The organism is Reichenbachiella sp. (assembly GCF_965223055.1).
In the GTDB taxonomy this organism is placed as follows: Bacteria; Bacteroidota; Bacteroidia; order Cytophagales; family Cyclobacteriaceae; genus Reichenbachiella.
In genome coordinates this window covers 437,658-460,840 of sequence record NZ_CBDCVM010000012.1, presented here as the reverse complement: position 1 = coordinate 460,840, position 23,183 = coordinate 437,658, and the positions used below count along the sequence as shown (strand labels likewise).

The following is a 23,183-nucleotide window of genomic DNA, read 5'->3' as shown; positions in this document are numbered from 1 at the left end:
TAGCTTCTTTTCAAGAATCACCTTTTGTTTTCTCAGTTGAAGCAAACGGATTAGGAATACCTACAATTTCCAGAAAACCTTTCCCTGCTATGCCTTTGCTTCTGTTTTCTTCGGCTTTGAGGTAGCGCTTGAGGGCTTGTTCTAGTGGGAAAATACAGAAAGCAATCATCACATTGATACCTAAATCAATAACCGGAGAACTCTCTATATTAAGGTAGTTGACTGCGATGGCCTGCATAAACTCAATGATCAAAACCAACGCAAGCACGGTAAGTGCTTCTGTAATGATGATCAGTTTTTTATCAGCACGGCGATTCATATAACCTGAAATAGCCACCAATAATATCATGACCAGAATTTGCAAGCTGTAAAACCATAAAGTCTGCCAATAAGGCGGTTTGATCTCAAAATCAAAAGATTCTAGTTGCTCAATGTTCCCAAAGGCATCCTGCGTTCGAATATCCAAACTATAAGTACCTGGCTGTAGGTAGCTCAGGGTAATTTGTGGATTGCTCATCCATTCGGACCAGCTATCGCTGATACCCGTCACTCTATACTGATAGGTAGTATTCAGAATACCTCGGTAATCCGGTTTGCTCAATTGGAAAAAGAACGTATTTTCATCATAGTCAAATATCATGGCATCACCCAAATGAATGTCACCTTTGTTGCTTGTTGCCCTTCGGATAAAACTACGGCTCATGGTAAATAAGCTATCATCTTGGGACTCGTGGTATTCGAGCAACTCATTGGCACCATCGATTACCCACAGTCTATCGTCATAGGCGGACACATAGGACATGTCAGGAAATAGCCCAAAAACATCCATTAATTCTATGTTCTTTTCATGGTCTATTCTATACCAGTTTTTGCCATTGAAGACCCATACCTCACCGTCTCTTTGCTGTAGATGCTTGAGGGGTTTACCCAATATATCCATCAGAGATTGATCCGGTACTACTTTCAGCTTGGCAGAGTCTAGATAAAAATAACCTTCGCTGTTAATCAAGTATAATCGGTCTTTCAAAAAGGTCAGTCTTGGGTTGTCGATGAACTGGTTTTTGTACTTGAATATTTTGTAATCGAAGTGATCTACTGTGATGTCATCAAACTCGATTAAAGCTGTCGGAGTGGCAAACCAGGTACGCCCATCCTGATCATTAAAGGCTGTTTTCACCAGGTCTCCATGTAAGTTGAGATTTTCTGTCTCTACCCACTCTTCATCTTGTTTGTAATAGATTTTGACCTCATTGTACATATTACCCACGATCAGGCGGTCATGCTTTTTCTCTGGCGTAACAAAACGTATCGGTTCGTGAATCACCATCTCTGCACTATCACCTTGAATCAGAAAAACCCCACTGGTACCCGCAGCGTAGAGATCTTCCTGGTAGACGAAAAAACGCTCTGTCTTGAAATGAATACCATCTACATGCTTGAACACCCATTCTTCACCTACCAACTGTTTACGCATCTTGCGTAATCGTACGTTTTTCGAAATGATGGTGACTTCTTCAACAGGTTTAAATATTTTTTGAGAAGGTTTGTTTTTGTGTTCTTCTTGAGGTTCTTCCACAACTTTTTCTTCACCTCCTTCTTTTTCAGCCTTTTTCTTCTCTTTTCTAGCTTTTCTACGAGCTATTCTCTGCTCTCTCTTAGAAAGGACTCGCTGTGGTTGTTCCTCTACCTTCTCTTCTTCCTGCTCCTCATCTTCGGATAAGTCCTCTGGCGCAGGCTTAGACGGTATTGATTTTACAATCTTCTTTTTAACAGTCTCATAATAGGGAACATTTTTGTATCGCTCCACTTTCGTTAAATGGTAGACCCCTTCACTGGTAGCCACATACAAACTTTTGTCATAGAAAAATGCTTCATAAAGATGTCCATGTAGACCTTGAAAATTGCTGAAGGTTTTAAAAGGTATTCCCAACTCCATTCTCGACAATCCGAATTCATGCGAAATCCAAAGGCCATGTTCTCGATCTATACCTATCGCATGCACTTCATTATCAGGCAGGCCTTTTTCTCTATTGATTACTTCTACCGTACGGTTTTGATTATTATTATAGAGAATAGCACCATTCTCTAGTGTGCTAAGTGCAAAATGATTGTCATCTACCCATATCCCATTGTCGACAAAAGAATCGTTGTCATACAATAAATCAGACACCTCACTCCTGGTAAAAACACTATCTTCATAGATGTAGATGGTGTTGTCGGTCGTACCAGCTAAGTAGATATTACTTGAAGGGTGTTTTTCAAAGAAGATGAATTCACTGGAATTATACTCAGGCCATTCAAAACCAACCAATTCATCATTTAGAAATTCATACAGTTCCTTATCTGTTTGAACCAAAATCTTTCCTTCCACCACAAACAGTTTAGAAAAGAAATCATCGTAATCTACTAGCGAGGTTCTTGTTATAGAATTTGTAGGAATATCATATCTAACAATCGTCTCCTCATTTACAAAAAACACAGAAGAACCAAGATATAAAGTCTGAAAATAGAGCCCATCATCATTGGCCACGGAATCGAGCGATTGGTATTGCAGTTTTTTATCTACAATACTCAGCAGCCCAAAATCACCTACACAACCTACGTACAATTGATCTTGATTATTGAGGTCCAATGAAACCGCCGCACTAGGTGTAGAAATGTGACTCCAGGAGTTTCCGTCATACTGAATCACTCCGGAGCGGTTAGCGATGTAGAGCTGTCCTTTGCTATCTGACTTTATTTGATAGTTGACATCATCTATTCCAGGAAGGTTATGATGGTGGTGAGTCAGGAACAAATCTCCTTCCTGAGCAGAGGTAACACCAGCAATCAACAACCAAACACCCGTAAATAAGAATCTAATTACCCTTCCCATCCACAACAAGATTATTCAAATAAAAAATATTAATTTTCAAATATACAGTTTGTTTGATAATCTGTGCCTGACTTAATATTAATATATAGGGTTTATAATTTATTCGATTATCAATCAGATTCAAAAGCATAGGAATCAATTGACCAAAAACCTGCGAAATAACAGTTCGGTAACTTGAAGACTCCAGCACATTTTAAATATTTTTAGCAAAATTTATTAAGTTCCAAAATTCTTCAACATCAATCCAATTTGAATAAATTAATAATTCACCTAGTATACTAAATAATCAATTGGATCAAAACATGAATGCAAAGCTGCCTCAGGCAGTATTAGCGTTGAGCGATATTGCGGAAATTGTATCTCTCGAAAAGGGCGCCATAATAAAAAAACAATTTGAACGAGTGACACATTTCTACGTGCTTCTCGAAGGCACCGTGCACTTTCATCAGCTTTTATCGACAGATGGCGAGGAAATATTAGCTGGCAAAAGCCACTCGGCCTATGCACCGATAGGAATGGATGCCTTTATTTCACCTTATAGAAATGAAACCACAGCTGTCGTAGATTCATCTTTCGCCAAACTCATAAAATGGAACACAGACACGCTCGTCCAAAGACTCGAACAACATTCAATAACAGCAATCAATTTCTTCAAATTCATCAATCACCACTCCAACCGATTTATAGGGGATACAAGCGGCTTGTTCTCTTCCGGTTCCAATGTGGCAGTCTCAGTGATCAATGAGCAGGAAACCACCGCTGACTTTGTCGAACTGGAGTCTGAAGCGACTCCTGATTTGATATTATTCTTACTTCAGTCTCCTTTTTTTGAAATATTTGAAGAACAGGACCTGAAACTCCTAACGGCTAATATGCAAAGACGACATTACCAAAAAGGTGATTTAATCATTGATCAGGGAGAAGTCAAAAAAGGAGTATTCATTCTCGAATCCGGCGTCGTGCAATATGCCCGACAAATATTCGACATAGAATCCGGGAAAAAATTTAATGTCCCCTTTCGATCAATATCCACGCCAGGATATTTGGTCAGCTCATCAACGTTGCTAGGTGTTGTAAGTGCCATGAATGCTTTTGCCACTGAAGATTCTATCATACGATATATTCCGTCAGATACCCTCTCAAAAACTTTTGAAGACCATATCGAATTCGAATTACAGTTTCAAAAAAGAATACTTTGGCTCATCAATAATCAACTACGTGCGGTTCGCACCAGATTGATTACTTCACAATTTAATGATGAGGAAATAGTAGCCAATACACTTATTACTGGAAATAATACAAAAATATCGGTACGATCAGATTTACACAAAGTCCCGGCCCTGCTGACCAACAAAAATACTATCCCTATTGCATTAGACATCTTGCATGAAGTGGAAATAAAAGGGCAACCAGCAGAGAAGAATCTGGCTTCACTATGTTTAGACAATCTCCTTAAAACTCAGAAAGAATCAGAATTTTATCAGGCACTTTTAGGTGTATACAGCACTACGGTAGAAAGTGATAACACATCTAACAAAGCCCTGCTACACGAATGTATGCAGGCGTGCAAAAAGGCATTTACTATCCCGTCTATCTATGTGAAGGGACTGGAAAATATACCGGCCAAACCTGGGGCCATTTTCATATACAACCATCTGAGCAACGACGAATATTACACCTTACCCAATCAATTTCAAATCACCCTAGACTCCCACTATTTGAGTTATCTCCTTTATGAGATTTATGGCCAGCTAGCCCAGCGAGTGGTGAGATTGGGCAAGCGAGAAGAATTTGGTCATGAAGATTATTACAACAAGTTCAACTTCATCAATGTAATCACTCGAGACTCAGATCATTCTGATCAATCCAATCAGTCGAAAAAGGAAGCTCTGAAAAATTTCAACGCTGCCATAAAATATACATTGGTGCAAGGTAAAAACATCATCATTAGTCCTGAAGGAGTATCGCACTCCACAGAAATGTCTCCGACCCAATTTAAAGCCGGGATATTCAAATTGATTCAGGCCTTGGACTTCGAACCTCTGATTGTCCCAGTAGTGATGGCCAATTTCGACAAGCGCATCTCAGACAAAAAGTTTGCCTGCGAAATCAAGAAACCTTTTAAGCTATCCGCTAAGCTGAGGCAATACAAGACCAAAGACCTTTCAGTGTTTTTGAAAGCCTATCAGGCTGAATACCGTGAATATGTAGAACAGCTGGTATCAACAATTGAGACTGAGAATAGTGCACAATTCGAATTTGACCAAGAAGTAAAAGCCTTGAGACGAAGGATGCTGTCTAAAAGAAATGAAGAAGGCCTGATGGCATTTTATGGTAGTAGCACACTTCGGCTGTGGGAAAATATGCCATCGGATTTAGGGTATGACAAAGCGATCAACTTTGGATTTGGTGGGTCTACCTATGAATGGTGTCTGCACTACTTTCGCCAACTATTCAAAGGCATCTATCCCAGTGTATTCGTATTATATGGAGGTGACAACGATTTGGCTAATGGTCGAACACCAGAGGATGTTTTGAGGACAGTAAAGTTGTTGATTGAACGAATTAAGCAGCATGTCCCACAATCACCTATTGCCATCATATCAGTAAAACCAAGCCCAAGCCGCACCCACTTACAGCCTTCTATTATTACGCTAAACGAGCAACTGAAATCCCTTACCCATACAGATACGCAGTTGCATTGGATAGACACATATACAGATATGCGAGATAAAAACGGCAAAGTCAGAACTGAACTGTTCGTAGAAGACATGCTCCATCTCAATGAAAGTGGCTATGAATGCTGGAGTGAAGCGGTAAGAACGCAGCTCCTTGCAGCTCATCTTCTAAAAAAACAAAACCCCTGACAACCAGTAGATTATCAGGGGTTTGAGTACCCAGGGCCGGAATCGAACCGGCACGGCCGTGAAGCCACTAGAGTTTGAGTCTAGCGCGTCTACCAGTTCCGCCACCTGGGCATGTGAATGGTCAAAATTACTTTAGCTATTTTAACCTCTGGTAGCCTCTCTTTCAAAAGGGATGCAAACATATCTAAAGATTTTCAAGAAATCAATAAGAGAGGGGCAATCAATCCAATTTTATTTTTTGAAGATAGGAATGAGCTACTGGAGGCGCTGCAAACAATTGCTTCGTTTCGGGCCAAACCTTTCCAAATAGCGCTGAATTTCGGTATATGTTTAAGTCTTCTTCTTTTTCCCAAATGCTGTATGTGGAAAAGACATTTTTAGCATGAGCATCTTCAAGTAACTGTAAGTGTTGACAACCGGGAAAGGATCTGATCTTTTCTTTGCTATTATCAAATATTTCCAGGAACTGCGCTACAGCTTCTTCCTTGAATGTCATTCTTACTATCCTTATGATCATGTGTCTAATGTAAAGTCGATGAATACCTGATCTCCTATCATCAAGCCAAGAAGCTCTGAGCCCCTCCCTTGATTGATTCCAATCTGCAATCGTCCCATCGAGTTGAACAATACAAAGCACTCTCCAGAAGTGACGTCTGAATAATGATTATGCAACTGCAAGACCTTCTCTCTTCTAAAATTGATTACATAAGGAAAATTATCGTTGATTTTCCAGATGGCGTCAAAGTCTGTCTTCATAATATTGGTAATCAAATTACCATAATGATCAATGCGAATCACATTACCAGCAATTTGCTTCTTGGTAGCCTTGGCTCTTGATGGCATCAATCTTTCAATATCTTCTAATCGCTTTCCAAAATCCTGAATATCCTTGCCGCTAGCTACTTTTCCAGCCAAAGGGCCAAATAACGTCTTCGCAATAAATGGTGACCGGACAGGTTTAACCCCATTAATATCCACCACAGCAGATGGTCGTTCTTCACTTAGCAAAGATATCAATCCCGAATCTTCTCCGATGAAAATATGATTTTCCAATTTCACTGCCACATTTTTGACCTCTCGCTTCGTAGTATTTGACACTGCAAAAAGATGCACAGTACCTGCTGGAAAATCTCTAAAAACAGCATCCAGTACAAAAGCGGCATGTCCCACATCCCCCACGGCAATCTGATGTGAAATGTCCACAATGTTGATATTAGGGTTTTCTTTCAAGATGCTTGCTTTTACAGCAGCCACGTAATGATCGGATTGTCCGAAATCAGAAAGAAATGTAACGATGGCCATACAAGCTATTGAAAAATCTGTTTATTTTGTCTAGCAAAAATATAATTTGACCGCAAATTAGATACTTCATTTGGTAGAAAAAATTATTACCCTAGAGAACATTCCACTCACTGAATTTTTGGGTGTTGAAAACCAAAATATCAATGAAATTGCGTCGGCTTTTCCTAAGTCGAAAATAGTGTCACGTGGTAACGAAATTCGAATTCAGGGTTCTTCTCCTGAGATCATCCAAATCAATGCTATCCTCAACTCACTGGTCGAGCATTATCACAAATTTGGAACAATCACTAACGATCAAATTAAAACCTACCTTAATCAAGAAGAGGACAAATTTATAGACTCTGATGCCGATGTATTGGTCTATGGCACCAAAGGGTTTAAGATTTCGCCAAAGTCCAAAAATCAAAAGAAACTGGTTGAAGCTGTCAATAAGAAAGATTTAGTCTTCGCTATTGGTCCTGCCGGTACAGGAAAAACATACATCTCTGTTGCGTTGGCCGTGAAGGCATTGAAAGATAGAGACGTCAAAAAAATCATCATTACTCGTCCAGCGGTTGAAGCTGGCGAAAATTTAGGGTTTCTTCCTGGAGATTTAAAAGAGAAAATCGACCCTTATTTACGACCTATATATGATGCTCTACACGATATGGTGCCAGGAGAAAAGCTTCGATACTATATGGAAAACGGAGTAATAGAAATAGCTCCATTAGCCTATATGCGTGGTAGAACCCTGAACGATGCATTTATCCTATTGGATGAAGCTCAAAACACTACCCCCATGCAGATAAAAATGTTTTTGACACGTATGGGGCCCAATTCAAAGGTCATTGTTACTGGAGATATGTCTCAGATAGATTTACCTACCAAGCAAAAATCTGGGTTAGCCGAATCGCTCAAAATTCTAAAAAGTATAAAGGGTATCGGTTTTATTGAACTAGATGGTAAAGACGTAATCCGTCATAAGTTGGTACGTTCTATTATAGAGGCCTACGACAAGGAAGAAAACTCATAAAAGCAACTTTCATTATCCATTAATTAAGTAGATTTAGGTCAGCAGCATTTCATTTTAGCTTACGAAATGTCTCTTTGGACCAACCTACCATTCCTTAGAATCACCCTGGTATTCGCACTTGGCATCATAGTCGCGCGCTTTAATCTTGCAACTCATGAAGTTTCATGTACCTTATTAGCTTGTGCATTTTTAGTAATAGCCTTCATTGGAGTGCTGTTTTTCAAAAAAACACCTAAACTCCTATGGGGCAACCTATTATTGATTTCAATTTTCCTACTAGGCAATCTAAGTCATGAACAATACACACTTTCCAATTCAAAAAAAACAGACTTATCCAAATGGACTGACAGCCAGGTTTACATCGGAATTGTAAGCTCCTTTCCTAGTAACAAAAAGAATTTTATTGTTTATCTGGTAGATATTGATCTAGGTCTACAAGATTCTACTTTTATACAGTCACCTGTAAGATTATTACTCTATCAAAGAAAGGATAGCATACTTACCTCTGGTTTGAATTACGGAGATAAGATTCTTGTCAGTGGCTCACCATCTCAATTCGAAAAAGCCAAAAACCCATACGAATTTGATTTCAGTCAGTACATGGCGGATCAACATGTCCATTTACAACACTTCGTCACTTCCAATCAAATTAGATTATTAGAAAAAAACCAAGGCAACCGACTCATGAGTGCTGTTTACAGAATTAGGTCGCACTTTGAAGAAGTGATAAAATCACAGATCAATGGAAAAAATGAACAAGCCATTGTACTAGCACTTCTACTGGGTATAAAAGATCAGTTAGATACTGAAATCAAAGCTTCTTATGCTGCAGCAGGAGCAATGCACGTGCTCGCTGTATCTGGACTTCATGTATCAATTATCTATTTTATTTTAATTTGGCTATTCAAGGGTTTGCCAGAAGGAGAACTGAAACGATATCTTGTTCCTTCAATCAGCATTGCGGCACTCTGGCTTTATGCCTTATTAACAGGTTTTTCCCCATCGATCTTACGTGCCGTTTCTATGTTTAGCATTATCATATTTGCTCAAGTATTGAACCGAAAGAGCCAAATTTTTAACTCATTAGCCTTTGCCGCATTTGTCTTGCTTTTGGTAGACCCTTTTTATTTATTCAATATTGGCTTCCAACTTTCCTTTCTAGCTGTAGCAGGAATTGTATATGTATATCCCAAACTATATGCCATTTGGGATATTAAAAGTTTGCTGGGTGATTACTTTTGGAAATTAACTTGTGTATCTATAGCTGCCCAATTAGCTACCTTCCCACTAAGTTTGTACTATTTCAATCAGTTCCCTTCCTTTTTTTTATTAGCCAATATTGTTGTGATTCCTACGGCTTTCGGGGTTATGATTTTGGGTATTTCAACTCTGATTTTAAGTCCAATCATTAATTCTATAGGGTGGCTCTTGGAAAAATTGGTTTTATTCATGAGTTGGTTCGTACAACAAGTGGAGCAACTCAATGGCAGTGTCATCGATTGGATTTATATATCAGAATTCCAAACAGTGATGATATACGTGATCATACTTGCTTTTTTTGCATTGCTAAAATTCAGAAACAAATCTTACGTTTGGGTAATTTGTCTGGCTGTCATGGGCTTTAGTTTCCATCGAATTTCCATTTTGACTAAACAGTTTAATGCAAGGGAGTTAATTTTCTACTCGGCCAATCAGACCCCGATCATTGATCAGGTGCAAGATTTCGAGGCGAATCTATTCTCTATTGATTCAGTCTCAGATTTCAATAGTCAGATTCATCACATCACTCCGTATCGAATCCATCACTCTCTACCTAAACCAGAACCACCCATATTATTATCTACCCACTTGGATGAATTTGCCAAAATTGAAGTGTTTCAAGGGAAGAAGTTACTTTTCTTTTCCAGTTCTTTTGATAATGATGAAATCAAGTTTCGTCTACACGCTGATATAGTTATTATATCAAATGAGTCCATTCATTCTTTAGAAGAACTAGATGAAATTGTTGACTTTAAAGAAGTAATTCTAGATCGATCAAACAGGCATTTCTACTCCAACCAATTAGCCAGGGAAGCTAAAATTATGGGAATCAACTTATACGACTTGAGGGATCAGGCACATCAGATATCTCTATCAAGGGATGAGGAACTCTTGAATTTGCTTTTTTAGAGATTCTTTGTCTGCACAAAGATCTGGATCCGCGTAGATTTTGAGCATAAGCTCAAACAAAACATCTTCTTCATAACCCAGTTTAGCAGACATTTTTGCACAAAACTTTATCTCCTCGTTGTAGAGTTTACCATCGATTTTCATCAATTGTACAATTGAATAAATCAAATCGTATTTCTTATCATCAGTCAGTGTAGACAAATCTCCAATAGGAAGCTCTTCTTCAAAGCAAGAGGCTATCTCCTCTTCAGTCATTCCATTCGCCTTTCCTACCTCATTGATGAGGTCAACCTCCTCTTGCACTACAATGCCATCCACTTTAGCAAGTTGTACAAGAATATTAAGATGTGATTTTGACATGACCAGCTGGTTTTGATTTTAACAAATATAAGAAATCAGCGGAAAAGCCCTATATTATCTTGGAATGAACTATCTATCCCATTTATACTTATCATTTGGTGACGAATCGATTACTATTGGCAATTTCATTGCAGACTTTGTGAAAGGAAAAAAATACCTGGATTATCCTTTGGGAGTACAAAAAGGCATTTTGATTCACCGCGAGATCGATAACTACGCTGACAATCATCCCATATTTTTGGATGGGAAAAGGAGGCTGGCAGTAGAATATCGTCACTACGCCGGTGTGATCATGGATGTCTATTATGATCACTTCTTATCTAAAAACTGGTCGGATTATTCCAAAGAGGATTTGAAAGTATTCTGTCAAAGACATTATAAACTTCTGAATGACAACCAATCACTACTGCCTGAAAGATGTAGCTATTTGCTCAACTATATGGAATCTGGAGATTGGTTGTACAACTATCAGTTTTTAGAAGGTATTCAGTTCGCGCTTAGTGGAATGGCTAAAAGAACTTCCTTTAAATCAGGCATGGAGAAAGCTGTCAAAAACCTCACGGATGATTACGATAGGTTTGAACAGGAATTTCAGGCATTTTTTAAAGAAATATTAGACCATATCCATAATTTTACCGATCAAATAAAAAGTAAATGATCGTTTCGAAACCAAAAATAGGCACGCTGTTTTCTGTTGGCATTTTCATATTCATTGCGTTTGGTATATTCTTTTATGGGGTCGTTCAAGTTCAGTCGACTTCAGACAAACTTTGGTGGTATATATTGATTTATACTTCAGGCCCTATCGGACTTCTTGTACTTATGAAAATTCTTTTTTCATTGAAGACCATAAAAATTTCCAAAGAAAAATTCGAAGCACGATTTCCATTTAAGTTTAAAAAAATCTCTTTTAATGGAAAAGAAATTGATCATTGGTTCCATACCTCTATCAAAACCTATGGGGGAATGTATGAAGAGCTAACCATAAAACTAGCTTCAGGCAAACAGCTAATCCTCAGTAAACAAGAAAATACGGAGTACGATAAAACTCTCAATTACCTGAAAAAGAAATTCAAGAAACTAGAGAAATGATCAGATTAGCACTTTTTGTTGGACTTGGCGGCATGTTGGGTAGTATGCTTAGGTTTTTAATTTCCCAGTGGTTTTTAAAAATAACACCAGGCATCGCTCCCTCAGGCACGCTACTTGTCAATATCATTGGCTCATTTATATTGGGGTTTCTGTTTCACTATTTTGGTAAAATGGACAGACCTTACTACGTATTATTGACTTCTGGCTTTTGTGGTGGATTTACTACTTTTTCTACCTTTAGTGTTGAGAATATTGACCTATTGGTTACCAATAATATAGGTTCTGCTCTCTTATACATGGGGCTCAGTCTTATTCTGGGATTATCAGCTGCAGCGTTAGGCTGGTATCTTGGGAAACTTTATTTAGCTTAAAAAATTATGATAAAATCTGTAACCAGCTATTTACTCGCTTCAATTATTGGACTTCTCCTACTCTCTGGTTGTAGTTCTGAGCGCGAACCTTATGTCCCATTTACAGCTGCAGAGGATTCAGCTTTTGTATATAATAATTACACGAAAAAGGAAGTTTACATTCCCATGCGGGACGGTACCAAGCTCTTTACCGCCATTTACACACCAAAGGATTCTTCGCAACAATATCCGATCATTATGTATCGCACACCTTATGCGATTCAACCGTATGGTGAGAACAACTACAAAATTGACTTGGGGCCCAATATGCGTATGACTCGAGACAAATACATATTTGTTTATCAGGACGTTCGGGGTAAGCAAATGTCTGAGGGAAAATTCGTCAATATGACTCCCCATAAAAGAAATACAAATGAAAGTCTGGATACGTTTGACACCATAGAATGGCTATTGACCCATGTAAACAACCACAATGGAAAAGTAGGTCAATGGGGCATTTCTTATCCAGGCTTTTATACAGCTGCAGGAATGATCAACTCTCATCCTGCTTTAGTAGCGGTCTCCCCTCAAGCACCCATCGCAGACTGGTTTTTCGATGACTTCCATCATCACGGCGCTTTCTTTTATCCACATGCATTCAATTTCTTCTCTAGATTTGGTAAGCCACGTAAAGGGCCTACCAAAATAAAAAATCCAAAATTTCAGCATGGAACCGATGATGGCTATGCCTTCTTCAAAGCGATAACTCCAGTTTCATTAGCAAAAGAGAAATATTTGGGAGACAGTATCGCTTTCTGGAATGATTTGGTCGCTCATCCGAATTACGATGATTATTGGCAAGACAGAAATATCCTTCCACATCTTAATAATATAAAGTGCGCTGTACTAACTGTTGGAGGCTGGTTTGATGCGGAAGATTTATATGGTCCATTAAAGATTTACGAAACGATAGAAAAAAACAACCCTGACATCATCAACACATTGGTGATGGGCCCCTGGAGTCATGGTGGCTGGCGAAGAACTGATGGAGACGTATTAGGTGACGTTCATTTTGGAGCTAAAACATCCAATTTTTACAACGACAACATCATAGAACCATTCTTCGCCTATCACCTGAAAGGAAGAGGGGAAAATAAAATACCAGAGGCTTATATGTTTCAAACTGGCACAAACGAATGGAAAACTTTTGATCAATGGCCTCCAAAGAATTTGAAAAATGTAAAATTCTATTTCAAAGAGAAAAAGAGATTATCTCAAAGTCCTCCGGCCGACAATAAATTCGGAGTGGATATTTTTGAAAGCGACCCGTCCAATCCGGTTCCTTTCATATCCAATGACGACATTGGAATGCCCAAACCATATATGACGGCAGACCAGAGTTTTGTAAACGATAGACCTGATGTACTCTATTATCTTTCATCACCACTCGAAGAAGAACTGACTATTGCAGGACCCGTTTTAGCCAACTTAGTAGTCAAAACGGACCAAACTGCCGCAGACTGGGTAGTGAAGCTAATTGATGTATATCCAAGCAGTCACCCACCCTACCCGCATCAACCCGAACTCTCTATGAAAAGATATCACCAAATGGTCAGAAGTGAAGTAATTAGAGGTAGGTTCAGAAACAGTTATGAACGCCCGGAAGCATTTGAACCTAAAAAGGAAGCAGTTATAAAGTTACCCTTGCAAGACGTCTTGCATACCTTTAAAAAAGGGCATCAAATCATGGTTCAAGTTCAGAGCTCTTGGTTCCCGATGGTGGACATCAATCCACAGACCTATGTCGAAAATATTTTTGAAGCGCAGCCAGAAGATTTTGTAAAAGCCAAACATTTCGTTGGCAGATCCGGATTGGCACCTTCCTATATTGAAGTGGGGATTTTAGAAAATCTTGAGCAAAAATAAAACCATCCTGGGTGGGATGGTTTCATAAACTGAATTAGGTCAGTCTGATTTTTGGAATTTTGTGATTCTAAAGTATCAAAAAAATGGGAGGAATCAAACTTTTTCTTCGACGAATTGGTTGTTTTCTTCGATAAATGAAAAATACTCTAAGGAATTAGTGCAATTCGAGTCTATTTGACAATATCCCTTTTGATATTCTTGCCTTCAAAATACTTCCTTAGCAAAGGATACATAATAACAGAAAGCACAATAATGGAAGTGCCCCAGTAGAAATTATTATCCATTTTTTCATCACCACCAAATAAAAAAACAGCTACTGTTATTCCATAAACAGGTTCCAGGTTAATAGTCAGATTAATAGTAAATGCAGTCAATCGCTGCATCAATTTCACGGCAATCGAATAAGCATAAACTGTACAAACTAAACTCAATATTAAGAGATAGATGAAATCGCTAGACGTAAGCGCCATCGACAAACCATCCTCTGTAAACCAATAGCCATATGCAGGAAAGAATAGTACTATCGTTGCGCAAGCACCTATCATTTCGTAATAAGTAATGGTAAAGTGATTCTGTTTTGCCACTAGTTTTCCATTGATCACAGTAAAAATAGCAGCCAAAAAAGCAGATATAATTGCTACTATGAAGCCCATAGCAGCGTCAATTGTAGATTGAAATACAACCACAATTCCGACAACAGAAACAATAGCAACTATTGGTTCATAAAATTTAACTTTTCTTTTGTTGACGATTGGATCAATAAAACTGGTCCAAAGTGATGCGGTGGCCATTCCTGCCAGACAAACCGAAACGTTAGATATTCGTGCAGCCAGAAAGAAAAGAATCCAATGCACAGCAATGAGAAGGCCAGTGCCCAAAATGACCCAAAGCTCCTTTCTTGGCACATGAATGGGCAATTTTCTCCATTTCAAAAGAATGAACAACCCTACACTGGCCATCAAGGTTCTATAAAAAACCACCTCAACAGGCGGTATCTGGATCAATTTGCCTAGAATCGCAGTAAATCCCCAAATGAACACGATAAAGTGTAACTGAAGATACGCACTCAACATGGATGGAGTCTTATTGGCCGACATAAGGGTTTATTTAGGAACGAATCGATACATAATAAGTGCTGCAACTAAGCCCACCATATTAGGTATCCAAATGGCCAAAATCGGATGCATAGATCCTGCCTCTGCAATAGCTTTTACAAGCACAAAGAGTAGGATAAACACAAAAGCGATCACGAAACCTAGTGCAATCTTGAACCCTGCGCCACCTCTTGTAGATTTTTCTGCAGATACAGATACCCCCATCAGTGTTAGGATGATCGCTGTAAATGGAAGCATATACCTTATGTATTTTTCTATCTCATAAAGACCTACTTCACTAGAACCTCTTGATTTTAGCAAAGCAATGTACTCCTCCAGCTCATCCATGTTCATCGTTGCATTGAGCTGGTATTTTGTGTCAAAATCTGACGGAGATAAATTAAATGCTGAATCTAGATTCGCACCTTTTGTTATTTCCTCTCCAAAGCCTTTCAGTTTCCTTTGCTCCCAGTTTCTAAACCTCCAAGATTGCAGCGAATCATTCCATGTCATTTTCTTAGCAAAAAGCTTGGCCTCAAGTCTGTTGTCAACGATCCTTTCCATAGTGACCCTATATGCAGATTCTGTTCGATTGTTGTATCGTTGGATATAGATGTAATCATTCTCCGCCACTTTGAGATGAATATCCCTCTCATTGAAATAAAATGGCTTTTTTAGATACTCTATTTCAAAAGCAATCCTATACTTTTCAGAATTGGGAATAAGCCAACCATTGGCATAGAAACTTACTGAAGCAATCAAACAAGCACCCATAAGATATGGAACTAACATCCTTCTAAAACTTACCCCTCCTGATAAGATGGCAACAATCTCCGTTTTCACTGCCATCCCTGATGTAACCAATACAGTTGTGATGAATACAGTAATCGGAGATATTAAATTGGCGATCCATGGAGCAAAAGCCAGGTAGTACTGCATGATGGCTTCAGCTGGCACATCATTTTTGATGTACTTTTCATTCTTTTCAGTGAAATCTATCACCATGATGACTACCACCAAAAGCCCCACAACAAAAACGTAGGTTTTCAAAAATTTGGATAGTATGTACTTATCGAGCAGTTTCAATTTTCAATTTTATAGTCTTGTCGAAAGCTTGGGTAATATAGTGTTTTTCCAAGAGGAGAAATCTCCTTGCAAAATGTGTGCCCTAGCCTCTTTCATTAGCCACAAAAAGAAAGAAAGGTTATGAATACTTGCAATTTGAGCACCTAGCATCTCACCTGTTCGTATGAGATGTCTCAAATAAGCTTTGGAGTAATTCATATCCACATGTCCAGCCAGATTTTGATCAATTGGGGAAAAGTCTTTTTCCCACTTTTCATTTTTAATATTGATGATACCTTCGGAAGTATATAACACACCATGTCGCGCGTTTCTCGTAGGCAAAACACAATCAAACATATCCACACCTAGGGCGATACATTCAATCAAATTACTAGGTGTGCCTACTCCCATCAAATACCTTGGTTTGTCTTCTGGTAAAATACTGCAAACCAAATCCGTAGATTCATACATCATTTCTGCCGGTTCACCCACAGAGAGGCCACCGATTGCATTTCCCTCTCTACCAAAAGAGGCTATCTTCTCAGCAGATTCAGTCCTAAGGTCATGATAGGTACTTCCTTGGACAATGGGAAATAAGGTCTGATCATAACCATATTTTGGTTCAGTTTCATCAAATCGATCACAACACCTCTTTAACCATCGATGCGTCATCTCCATTGAATTTTTGGCGTACTTCTTGTCGCATGGGTACGGTGTGCATTCATCAAATGCCATAATAATATCCGCACCTATGGTACGTTGAATATCCATTACATTTTCGGGTGTGAAGTGGTGCCGAGACCCGTCAATATGTGACTGAAATTTGACTCCTTCTTCAGTAATTTTCCTTCGATCTTTGAGTGAATAAACCTGATATCCTCCGCTATCTGTTAGCATAGGTCGATCCCACCCATTGAATTGATGCAAGCCACCAGCTGATTCTATCACATCCAGTCCAGGGCGCAAGTACAAATGGTAAGTATTGCCTAAAATAATTTCAGCCTTCACATCTTCTTTCAGTTCTCGCTGATGCAAAGCTTTAACTGTACCTGCAGTACCTACTGGCATAAAAATCGGCGTTTCAATCTCACCATGGTCGGTAGTGATTTTGCCGGCTCTCGCTTTCGACTTAGGATCTTTTTGAAGTAATTCGAATTTCATGTTGCGGGCAAAAATAGGTTGATTTATAAAATAATCTTTTCCCTTAGAGGCATATCTTTGCCTCCCATTTTAAAAAGAATTTTGAATGTTGAAAATAGAATTGGTGCTGGCGGCAGGTTCGTTAACAATTTTGACAATTTATTGGTTGGTTATTTTGATTAAAACTTTGGCTTACAAACCCAAAGCCAAAAGAGAACAACCTGTTTCTGTGATTGTCTGTGCGCACAACGAGCTGGAGAATCTGAAGGTACTCATTCCTGAATTACTCAACCAAGAACACAATGATTTTGAGGTCATAATAGTAGACGACAGATCCGATGATGGCACTTACGACTACTTATTAGAACACAAATCCGATCAGCTCAAGTTTGCCAGAGTAGATCAAGTACATGATCACATCAATGCCAAGAAGTTTGCCCTTACTATGGGCATTAAAGCCGCTACTCATGATATTTTATTAATGACAGACGCAGATTGCAGGCCCTCTTCTTCGCAATGGATCAAAGAGATGACAGGTGTGTTTACAAAAGAAACAGCATTTGTTTTGGGGCTATCTCCTTATGAAAGAACAAGTGGTTTGCTTGGCCATTTTATTCAATTCGAAACGCAATGGACTGCTATGAACTATATGGGTTTCGCTCTAGCCGGCAACCCTTATATGGGTGTTGGTAGAAATTTAGCCTACCGCAAGTCAACATTCCTTAGCAACAAAGGCTTTAGCAAGATTCAACATATCACAGGAGGAGATGATGATCTACTCGTCAATGAATTGGCTAATAAAAAAAATACACGCTTCGCACTAGGTAAAGATTCACTCACCTATTCCATTCCGAAAACATCCTGGAGTGAATATTTGAGACAAAAAACCAGACACTGGTCTGTGGGCAAATATTATCGTCTGAAAGACAAAATTCTCTTAGGCCTACAAAATTTATCTAATCTAGTTTTTTGGTTGGCTTTGATTATTTTAGCCGTACAAACCAATAACTATTTCATCCCTGCTGGATTGTTGATTTTCAGACTGTTATTTATAACCATTTTGGTGAATTTGACATCCAAAAAATTCGGCTACCGTATGAACATTTGGCTTGTACCCGTGATGGACATTTTGTACGCAGGATATGCATCTATTTTCGGCACAATTGCGTTATTCACTAAGAAGGTTAGATGGAAGAAATAAAAAAACAATTTTCAGATAAGGCGCTTAAGGATTTTAAACTCATAGATCATGCGGTAAATGAAGGTGACGAGCAAGCTTTTGCTGAGCTTATGGAGCGCTACAAAAGACCAGTCTACCACATGATTCTTAAAATGATCCGAAATACTGATGACGCAGAGGATCTAACCATAGAAGCATTTGCCAAGGCATTTAAGAATCTTCATAAGTTCAAAAAGGATTATACTTTCAGTACATGGCTTTTCAGAATTGCTACAAACAATACGATTGACTTTATCAGAAAGAAAAAGCTCAACACTTTTAGTCTAAACACATCATTTACTGATGATGGAGGTGAAGCTGTGACGATTGATGTAGAGGACAAAAACAGAAATCCTCAAGACGAAGCCATCAATACACAGAAAAAAGAATTGGTTCAGATGTTTGTTTCAAAGCTTCCACCGAAATACCAACGTTTGGTGAGATTAAGATACTTCGATGAATTGTCCTACGATGAAATTGCCAAAACTCTGGATGCACCTCTAGGTACTGTGAAAGCTCAGCTTCATAGAGCACGAGAACTGATGTACGATTTGGTTAAAGACAAAAAGAGACATATCTGATCTGTTTTCAAGTTAGTATCTGAGTAGTTTTGCCTCATGTCTGACGTAGAAGTAATCTTTAAATATTTTCCTGATTTAACTGATCGACAAACAGAGCAGTTTGAACAACTCATGCCACTCTATATGGAGTGGAACGCAAAAATCAATGTTGTTTCCAGAAAGGATATTGAAGAATTATACATTCGTCATGTGCTACATTCTTTGGGAATTGCAAAAATTCAATCCTTCAAATCAGGAAGTAAAATCCTTGACATAGGTACTGGAGGAGGGTTTCCTGGTATTCCATTGGCCATTCTTTTCCCTGGATCAGATTTTTTACTCGTAGATAGTATTGGCAAGAAAATTAAGGTTGTAAACGGAGTCGCTAAAAGCCTGGGACTCACTAATGTCACGGGTATTCACTCGAGGGCGGAAGATATAGACGATCAATTTGATTTCATCGTCAGTAGAGCGGTTACCCGCATGAAAGGATTTTATAGTTGGACTAAAGGCAAAATAAAAAAGGAGTCCAATCACGAACTCCAAAATGGCATTTTGTATTTGAAAGGTGGGGATCTAACAGAAGAACTACAAGAATCTAAACTGAGATTCAAGCTTTATGAATTGCCAGCATATTTTAGTGAAGGCTTCTTCGAAACTAAGAAAGTAGTCTATATCCCTCGTCAATGACTAAATATAACCCCATTCATATTCAACAGTAAATACTACATTACCACCCATACTATCACCTTCTTCGATGATGTAGTCTACAGATTCATCGTCTTGATAAACTTCAAATTCTACTCGCCATCCATTTCCAGACTCACAAGTGTGACAAAGAGCATTAATCAATTTTATTTCAACTATTGGGTCGATTTTTCCTTTGATAAATGGATTTAAATCGAATTCAATTTCTTCATCCAAATCCCCCCCTGCAGCGGCTTGCTTAAAAACTTGTTTCCCATCTACAAATACTTCCACCCAATCATCTATTTCAAAAAAAATGATAGAATTTCTTTTAGGTGCGTCAGCTTTTAACTGTAATGTTCCTAATGTGAAAAATAAAAGAGTAAGTAAGAATTTATAGAATGAAGTTTTCATGGTTCTGCTTTCAGTGAAATAATTTATAAACAAGCTATTCAAACACCGTACCAAAATATTTCAAGTACAGTTAGCTGTTGTCGTACATTCTAATGATCTCACCTGTGTTTTTGCCTTCCAGGCTTTTGATGTAGCCATTCACAACCTTTCGCATGGGTATCGCATTATGGCCTGGAAAATGATCTTGATACTTCTCGATAGCGTCTTCTACTAAGCCAGAAGAGACCGCATTAATTCGTACACCATCAGTCATTTCCAAAGCAGCTGCTCGGACAAAACTGTGTATCCCACCGTTTACCATAGCCGCACTTGTAGTCAAGTCCACAGGATGATCGGCTAAAATACCCGTAGTAAGGGTAAAGGAACCATTGGGCTTGATGTATTCCATACCTACACGTACCAAATTGACTTGCCCCATTAATTTGCTCCGAATCCCTACATAATAATCACCCTCTTTCATTTCTTTCATTGGCGCCCATTTAGCCTCTCCAGCAATGCTGATTACTGCATCGAAATCACCAACAGTTTCATATAACTCACGTATAGATTCGATATCAACTAAATCTACATTTACGTTTCCTTTGGATCGGCTAGCGGTAATGATGTCATGTTTTTTGGCTAAAACGTCTACTACTCTACGTCCAATAGATCCGTGACCTCCTACAATAATTATCTTCATACTATTACAAATTAATAAATAAAGTCAGGCGCCCACAGACGCCAAACTCGTAATTTATGAATTATCATTAATTATTCCATTTCAGGCAACATTTCTTTGGGAGTTACCGGACTGCTCAACAATACACCTAGTGGCTTCCATCGATCTTCTAAAGTTTCTGATTGAGATTCAATATACGCTTTCACCATATCCTTGCCATAGTTATAATTTACAATGTAAGTACGGTTCTGTTTTATGAATGGGCGTGATGTTGTGGTCAAAGCAAAATCCTCCAGCCAATGATCAATTTCGGACTCTGACATCGTTCCATTGATTATCCCTCTTGCCGCTTCATTCCTTGCATAATTCAATTTTTCTCTAAGATCAATATACTCGAAGTAAACAGATGCCCCTGCGGTATCTAACCCTGCCAATGGCATCAAAACCTCAGTGGCAAATTTGTCATATTCCTCTTCTGGAAACGCCATTTCGATACCATAATTGGCACTACCCTCAGCAATCAAAGATTGAGGGCTAAACAATGGGTACAAAGATATTTCCACCCATCCTTTTTCATTGTACAAGTTTTTTTCCAACATCATGTTGTAGACGTGATGGCCAGGATAGCCTTCATGACAAGCCAAGTCAATCGCACGATCTATGCCTAGAGGATTGTCCGTATTGATTTGAATCAAACTGTTGTAATTGCCCTGATACCAGTTATATCCTCCCCAAACTTTATCTTGAACATATTCGAGTGTAAATGTTTCCTCCTTGGGCATGTCAAATTTCTCTGAAGTTATTCTCCTTGCTTCGTGGATAGCCACCTGAAAAACAGTATCCAAACGATCCTCAGGAATTATGAATTTACCCGTCAATATTTTAACCCGCTCAGTAATGTCTCCGGTTCCCGGTAAAATACGATCCAATTTTTCTATTAATTTGATAAAGTGAGTAGAGTCATAGGTCGGGATTTTCACACCAAACAACTCCTCAGCTTCTTCATCAAAAGTGCCATAATCCTCTGCAAAAATTCTGATTCGTCGATCAAATGCGGTCAGCTGAGATGAAATCCAATTGGCTCTCATGGCTTCCTCTTTGGTAGCCGCTGGCGCATTAGCTAGTGTTTCCAACTCTGCTTTTAATGAAGCAACTTTTTCTCTAAATCTTTCCTTTGGAAATGAATCCGTGACCTCTCCAGTGTAGGCTAAAGAATCCGGCCCATAGTAGGCATCTACAAACACAGGGTCATATTTTCCAATCTCCAATCCAAGCCTCACATAATCTGTGGCTAGATCGTTCAGGTTCTTTTTCCTTACGGTAGGCTGGCAAGCTGCCAAAAGCGCAACTACTGTAATAAGGCAAATAGATAATTTTCTCATAGTTTGATACGGTTAATGAACGAATCTACAATAAGCCCATATCAAATTAGAAATGCAAGTTTATTTTGGGAATGGTAAGTATGGTACAATCAACGGAAAGTATTGATTAAGCCTTCACTTTGTTTGAAAGTAATGAAATATCCCAATTATACTTTTTCATCAAGACGATAAAGAAAACAACACTCAATACCACGAGTGTTATAGTGTCACGCATAGGATATACTTCCAGTTGCTCGAAAACAGCAGGTGTTTGCAGAACCGAATCTTTGTTCGTGAGAAAAAGAGCCAGAAAAACGTTATTAACAGCATGTGCACCTATGGCCAATTCAATACCATCATCCAACACTGAAATAAGTCCAAATAAAAGTCCAAAAGTGATGTACTGCGGCATTACAGTCCAAAATCCATGCGCTTCTACTTCAGGATTGAAAGCATGTAATAGGGCAAAAACCAACCCCGGAACTAGCACAGCTAGCCACCTATTTTTAGTAAGTCCAGCCACGCCCTGCGCAAAATACCCCCTAAGGATATACTCTTCAAAAGTGGTCTGTATAGGAATGAGCAAAACGGCTATTAGTACCAACGGCAAAAATGAAGTCCAGTTCAATTGAAATTTAAAAATTTCCCGGATCGATCAAATACTCGAATATCAGATAAACGATCATCAATATTGACCACACAGCTACTGCATACCAGATCCGATTCCACCTGATATCGCTCCCTCCATTAATTACTTGATGAAATTTTCTCTTATGCAACCACTTAACGAGTAGCAAACAAAGCAGGAAGGAAATCGCAAAAGGCAGAATCATCAGTACCAGTCCAAAATTGGGATCAAGGCCCATCTCAACAAAATTCAGGGTTTGGACACCTGATTGACCCGCATAGAAAAGAAAAGGAATAGCCCCTAAAAACTGCCCAAGGACAAAGCCTAATACAATCACAATGATAAACTTCCATGCTTGATTATTGCCATCAAGCCCTTGCTCTAAAAATTTCATATTTATTCGT

General features: G+C 38.7%; 22 protein-coding genes and 1 tRNA gene. 10 read left to right on the top strand and 13 right to left on the bottom strand.

Annotated elements, in window-relative coordinates; genetic code table 11:
• Window positions 1–10: 10 nt before the first annotated feature.
• The gene (locus ACOQO5_RS17325; RefSeq protein ID WP_420582946.1) at window positions 11–2,875 is read right to left on the bottom strand and encodes a hypothetical protein; all 2,865 of its coding nucleotides are present in this window, start codon (window positions 2,873–2,875) and stop codon (window positions 11–13) included.
• A gap of 302 nt (window positions 2,876–3,177) precedes the next feature.
• On the opposite strand from ACOQO5_RS17325, the gene ACOQO5_RS17320 reads away from it, so the two are divergent.
• Window positions 3,178–5,742 carry a GDSL-type esterase/lipase family protein gene (locus ACOQO5_RS17320; RefSeq protein ID WP_420582945.1) on the top strand — a complete coding sequence of 855 codons (2,565 nt, stop codon included), beginning with the start codon at window positions 3,178–3,180 and terminating at the stop codon, window positions 5,740–5,742.
• 27 nt (window positions 5,743–5,769) lie between these two features.
• Here the strand turns inward: ACOQO5_RS17320 and ACOQO5_RS17315 are convergent.
• From ACOQO5_RS17315 to ACOQO5_RS17305, 3 genes are all read right to left on the bottom strand, one after another.
• Window positions 5,770–5,853: transfer RNA gene (locus ACOQO5_RS17315), tRNA-Leu, on the bottom strand.
• 109 nt (window positions 5,854–5,962) lie between these two features.
• A complete protein-coding gene (locus tag ACOQO5_RS17310; RefSeq protein ID WP_420582944.1) occupies window positions 5,963–6,259 on the bottom strand; it encodes a putative quinol monooxygenase in 297 nt (98 codons plus the stop codon).
• Window positions 6,256–7,044 (bottom strand): SAM hydrolase/SAM-dependent halogenase family protein, encoded by a 789-nt coding sequence (locus ACOQO5_RS17305; RefSeq protein WP_420582943.1) that lies wholly within the window; start codon window positions 7,042–7,044, stop codon window positions 6,256–6,258. Before ACOQO5_RS17305 ends, ACOQO5_RS17310 begins: the two co-directional genes overlap by 4 nt.
• A gap of 70 nt (window positions 7,045–7,114) precedes the next feature.
• On the opposite strand from ACOQO5_RS17305, the gene ACOQO5_RS17300 reads away from it, so the two are divergent.
• Both ACOQO5_RS17300 and ACOQO5_RS17295 read left to right on the top strand, forming a co-directional pair.
• Window positions 7,115–8,056, top strand: a complete 942-nt coding sequence (locus ACOQO5_RS17300) for a PhoH family protein (protein WP_420582942.1) — start codon at window positions 7,115–7,117, stop codon at window positions 8,054–8,056.
• 66 nt (window positions 8,057–8,122) lie between these two features.
• Window positions 8,123–10,225: a ComEC/Rec2 family competence protein gene (locus ACOQO5_RS17295; protein ID WP_420582941.1), complete on the top strand. Its 2,103-nt coding sequence runs from the start codon at window positions 8,123–8,125 to the stop codon at window positions 10,223–10,225.
• Here the strand turns inward: ACOQO5_RS17295 and ACOQO5_RS17290 are convergent.
• Complete coding sequence (locus ACOQO5_RS17290; RefSeq protein ID WP_420582940.1) at window positions 10,190–10,585, bottom strand: TerB family tellurite resistance protein; 396 nt, start codon at window positions 10,583–10,585, stop codon at window positions 10,190–10,192. The genes ACOQO5_RS17295 and ACOQO5_RS17290 overlap by 36 nt on opposite strands.
• A 64-nt stretch (window positions 10,586–10,649) precedes the next feature.
• On the opposite strand from ACOQO5_RS17290, the gene ACOQO5_RS17285 reads away from it, so the two are divergent.
• From ACOQO5_RS17285 to ACOQO5_RS17270, 4 genes are read left to right on the top strand one after another with little or no spacing between them, the layout of a single operon-like run.
• Window positions 10,650–11,243: an ACP phosphodiesterase gene (locus ACOQO5_RS17285; RefSeq protein WP_420582939.1), complete on the top strand. Its 594-nt coding sequence runs from the start codon at window positions 10,650–10,652 to the stop codon at window positions 11,241–11,243.
• Entirely contained in the window at window positions 11,240–11,677 is a 438-nt protein-coding gene (locus ACOQO5_RS17280) for a hypothetical protein (protein ID WP_420582938.1), read from the top strand. Before ACOQO5_RS17285 ends, ACOQO5_RS17280 begins: the two co-directional genes overlap by 4 nt.
• Complete coding sequence (gene crcB, locus ACOQO5_RS17275) at window positions 11,674–12,048, top strand: fluoride efflux transporter CrcB (RefSeq protein ID WP_420582937.1); 375 nt, start codon at window positions 11,674–11,676, stop codon at window positions 12,046–12,048. Before ACOQO5_RS17280 ends, crcB begins: the two co-directional genes overlap by 4 nt.
• A gap of 6 nt (window positions 12,049–12,054) precedes the next feature.
• Window positions 12,055–13,953 (top strand): CocE/NonD family hydrolase, encoded by a 1,899-nt coding sequence (locus tag ACOQO5_RS17270; RefSeq protein ID WP_420582936.1) that lies wholly within the window; start codon window positions 12,055–12,057, stop codon window positions 13,951–13,953.
• A 170-nt stretch (window positions 13,954–14,123) separates the two neighbouring features.
• Here the strand turns inward: ACOQO5_RS17270 and ACOQO5_RS17265 are convergent, their stop codons facing one another.
• The 3 genes from ACOQO5_RS17265 to tgt are packed head-to-tail and all read right to left on the bottom strand — an operon-like array spanning window position 14,124 to window position 17,273.
• Window positions 14,124–15,050: a DMT family transporter gene (locus ACOQO5_RS17265; RefSeq protein WP_420582935.1), complete on the bottom strand. Its 927-nt coding sequence runs from the start codon at window positions 15,048–15,050 to the stop codon at window positions 14,124–14,126.
• Between the two features lie 6 nt (window positions 15,051–15,056).
• Window positions 15,057–16,133 carry an LptF/LptG family permease gene (locus tag ACOQO5_RS17260; protein WP_420582934.1) on the bottom strand — a complete coding sequence of 359 codons (1,077 nt, stop codon included), beginning with the start codon at window positions 16,131–16,133 and terminating at the stop codon, window positions 15,057–15,059.
• Between the two features lie 9 nt (window positions 16,134–16,142).
• Window positions 16,143–17,273: a tRNA guanosine(34) transglycosylase Tgt gene (gene tgt / locus ACOQO5_RS17255; protein ID WP_420582933.1), complete on the bottom strand. Its 1,131-nt coding sequence runs from the start codon at window positions 17,271–17,273 to the stop codon at window positions 16,143–16,145.
• Window positions 17,274–17,358: 85 nt separating this feature from the next.
• Here tgt and ACOQO5_RS17250 point away from each other — a divergent pair, with 85 nt between their 5' ends.
• The 3 genes from ACOQO5_RS17250 to rsmG are packed head-to-tail and all read left to right on the top strand — an operon-like array spanning window position 17,359 to window position 19,721.
• Window positions 17,359–18,453, top strand: a complete 1,095-nt coding sequence (locus ACOQO5_RS17250; RefSeq protein WP_420582932.1) for a glycosyltransferase — start codon at window positions 17,359–17,361, stop codon at window positions 18,451–18,453.
• Window positions 18,441–19,052, top strand: a complete 612-nt coding sequence (locus ACOQO5_RS17245) for an RNA polymerase sigma factor (RefSeq protein WP_318170530.1) — start codon at window positions 18,441–18,443, stop codon at window positions 19,050–19,052. Before ACOQO5_RS17250 ends, ACOQO5_RS17245 begins: the two co-directional genes overlap by 13 nt.
• Window positions 19,053–19,088: 36 nt before the next feature.
• Window positions 19,089–19,721, top strand: a complete 633-nt coding sequence (rsmG, locus tag ACOQO5_RS17240; RefSeq protein ID WP_420582931.1) for a 16S rRNA (guanine(527)-N(7))-methyltransferase RsmG — start codon at window positions 19,089–19,091, stop codon at window positions 19,719–19,721.
• On the opposite strand, the gene ACOQO5_RS17235 is transcribed toward rsmG, so the two are convergent.
• From ACOQO5_RS17235 to ACOQO5_RS17215, 5 genes are all read right to left on the bottom strand, one after another.
• The gene (locus ACOQO5_RS17235) at window positions 19,722–20,132 is read right to left on the bottom strand and encodes a hypothetical protein (RefSeq protein WP_420582930.1); all 411 of its coding nucleotides are present in this window, start codon (window positions 20,130–20,132) and stop codon (window positions 19,722–19,724) included.
• A 70-nt stretch (window positions 20,133–20,202) separates the two neighbouring features.
• Window positions 20,203–20,811 carry a short chain dehydrogenase gene (locus ACOQO5_RS17230; protein WP_420582929.1) on the bottom strand — a complete coding sequence of 203 codons (609 nt, stop codon included), beginning with the start codon at window positions 20,809–20,811 and terminating at the stop codon, window positions 20,203–20,205.
• A gap of 71 nt (window positions 20,812–20,882) precedes the next feature.
• A complete protein-coding gene (locus ACOQO5_RS17225) occupies window positions 20,883–22,172 on the bottom strand; it encodes a hypothetical protein (RefSeq protein ID WP_420582928.1) in 1,290 nt (429 codons plus the stop codon).
• Window positions 22,173–22,278: 106 nt separating this feature from the next.
• The gene (locus ACOQO5_RS17220) at window positions 22,279–22,779 is read right to left on the bottom strand and encodes a CPBP family intramembrane glutamic endopeptidase (protein WP_420582927.1); all 501 of its coding nucleotides are present in this window, start codon (window positions 22,777–22,779) and stop codon (window positions 22,279–22,281) included.
• Window positions 22,780–22,786: 7 nt separating this feature from the next.
• Window positions 22,787–23,173 (bottom strand): hypothetical protein, encoded by a 387-nt coding sequence (locus ACOQO5_RS17215; protein ID WP_420582926.1) that lies wholly within the window; start codon window positions 23,171–23,173, stop codon window positions 22,787–22,789.
• Window positions 23,174–23,183 lie beyond the last annotated feature (10 nt).

Bases quoted from the DNA above. Each gene is read 5' to 3' on its own strand.
- rsmG (WP_420582931.1), top strand. From the start codon at position 19,089: ATGTCTGACGTAGAAGTAATCTTTAAATATTTTCCTGATTTAACTGAT.
- ACOQO5_RS17225 (WP_420582928.1), bottom strand. From the start codon at position 22,172: ATGAGAAAATTATCTATTTGCCTTATTACAGTAGTTGCGCTTTTGGCA.
- ACOQO5_RS17230 (WP_420582929.1), bottom strand. From the start codon at position 20,811: ATGAAGATAATTATTGTAGGAGGTCACGGATCTATTGGACGTAGAGTA.
- ACOQO5_RS17325 (WP_420582946.1), bottom strand. From the start codon at position 2,875: ATGGGAAGGGTAATTAGATTCTTATTTACGGGTGTTTGGTTGTTGATT.
- ACOQO5_RS17270 (WP_420582936.1), top strand. From the start codon at position 12,055: ATGATAAAATCTGTAACCAGCTATTTACTCGCTTCAATTATTGGACTT.
- ACOQO5_RS17215 (WP_420582926.1), bottom strand. From the start codon at position 23,173: ATGAAATTTTTAGAGCAAGGGCTTGATGGCAATAATCAAGCATGGAAG.
- ACOQO5_RS17250 (WP_420582932.1), top strand. From the start codon at position 17,359: ATGTTGAAAATAGAATTGGTGCTGGCGGCAGGTTCGTTAACAATTTTG.
- ACOQO5_RS17280 (WP_420582938.1), top strand. From the start codon at position 11,240: ATGATCGTTTCGAAACCAAAAATAGGCACGCTGTTTTCTGTTGGCATT.
- tgt (WP_420582933.1), bottom strand. From the start codon at position 17,273: ATGAAATTCGAATTACTTCAAAAAGATCCTAAGTCGAAAGCGAGAGCC.
- crcB (WP_420582937.1), top strand. From the start codon at position 11,674: ATGATCAGATTAGCACTTTTTGTTGGACTTGGCGGCATGTTGGGTAGT.
- ACOQO5_RS17285 (WP_420582939.1), top strand. From the start codon at position 10,650: ATGAACTATCTATCCCATTTATACTTATCATTTGGTGACGAATCGATT.
- ACOQO5_RS17290 (WP_420582940.1), bottom strand. From the start codon at position 10,585: ATGTCAAAATCACATCTTAATATTCTTGTACAACTTGCTAAAGTGGAT.
- ACOQO5_RS17295 (WP_420582941.1), top strand. From the start codon at position 8,123: ATGTCTCTTTGGACCAACCTACCATTCCTTAGAATCACCCTGGTATTC.
- ACOQO5_RS17320 (WP_420582945.1), top strand. From the start codon at position 3,178: ATGAATGCAAAGCTGCCTCAGGCAGTATTAGCGTTGAGCGATATTGCG.
- ACOQO5_RS17235 (WP_420582930.1), bottom strand. From the start codon at position 20,132: ATGAAAACTTCATTCTATAAATTCTTACTTACTCTTTTATTTTTCACA.
- ACOQO5_RS17265 (WP_420582935.1), bottom strand. From the start codon at position 15,050: ATGTCGGCCAATAAGACTCCATCCATGTTGAGTGCGTATCTTCAGTTA.
- ACOQO5_RS17305 (WP_420582943.1), bottom strand. From the start codon at position 7,044: ATGGCCATCGTTACATTTCTTTCTGATTTCGGACAATCCGATCATTAC.
- ACOQO5_RS17310 (WP_420582944.1), bottom strand. From the start codon at position 6,259: ATGATCATAAGGATAGTAAGAATGACATTCAAGGAAGAAGCTGTAGCG.
- ACOQO5_RS17245 (WP_318170530.1), top strand. From the start codon at position 18,441: ATGGAAGAAATAAAAAAACAATTTTCAGATAAGGCGCTTAAGGATTTT.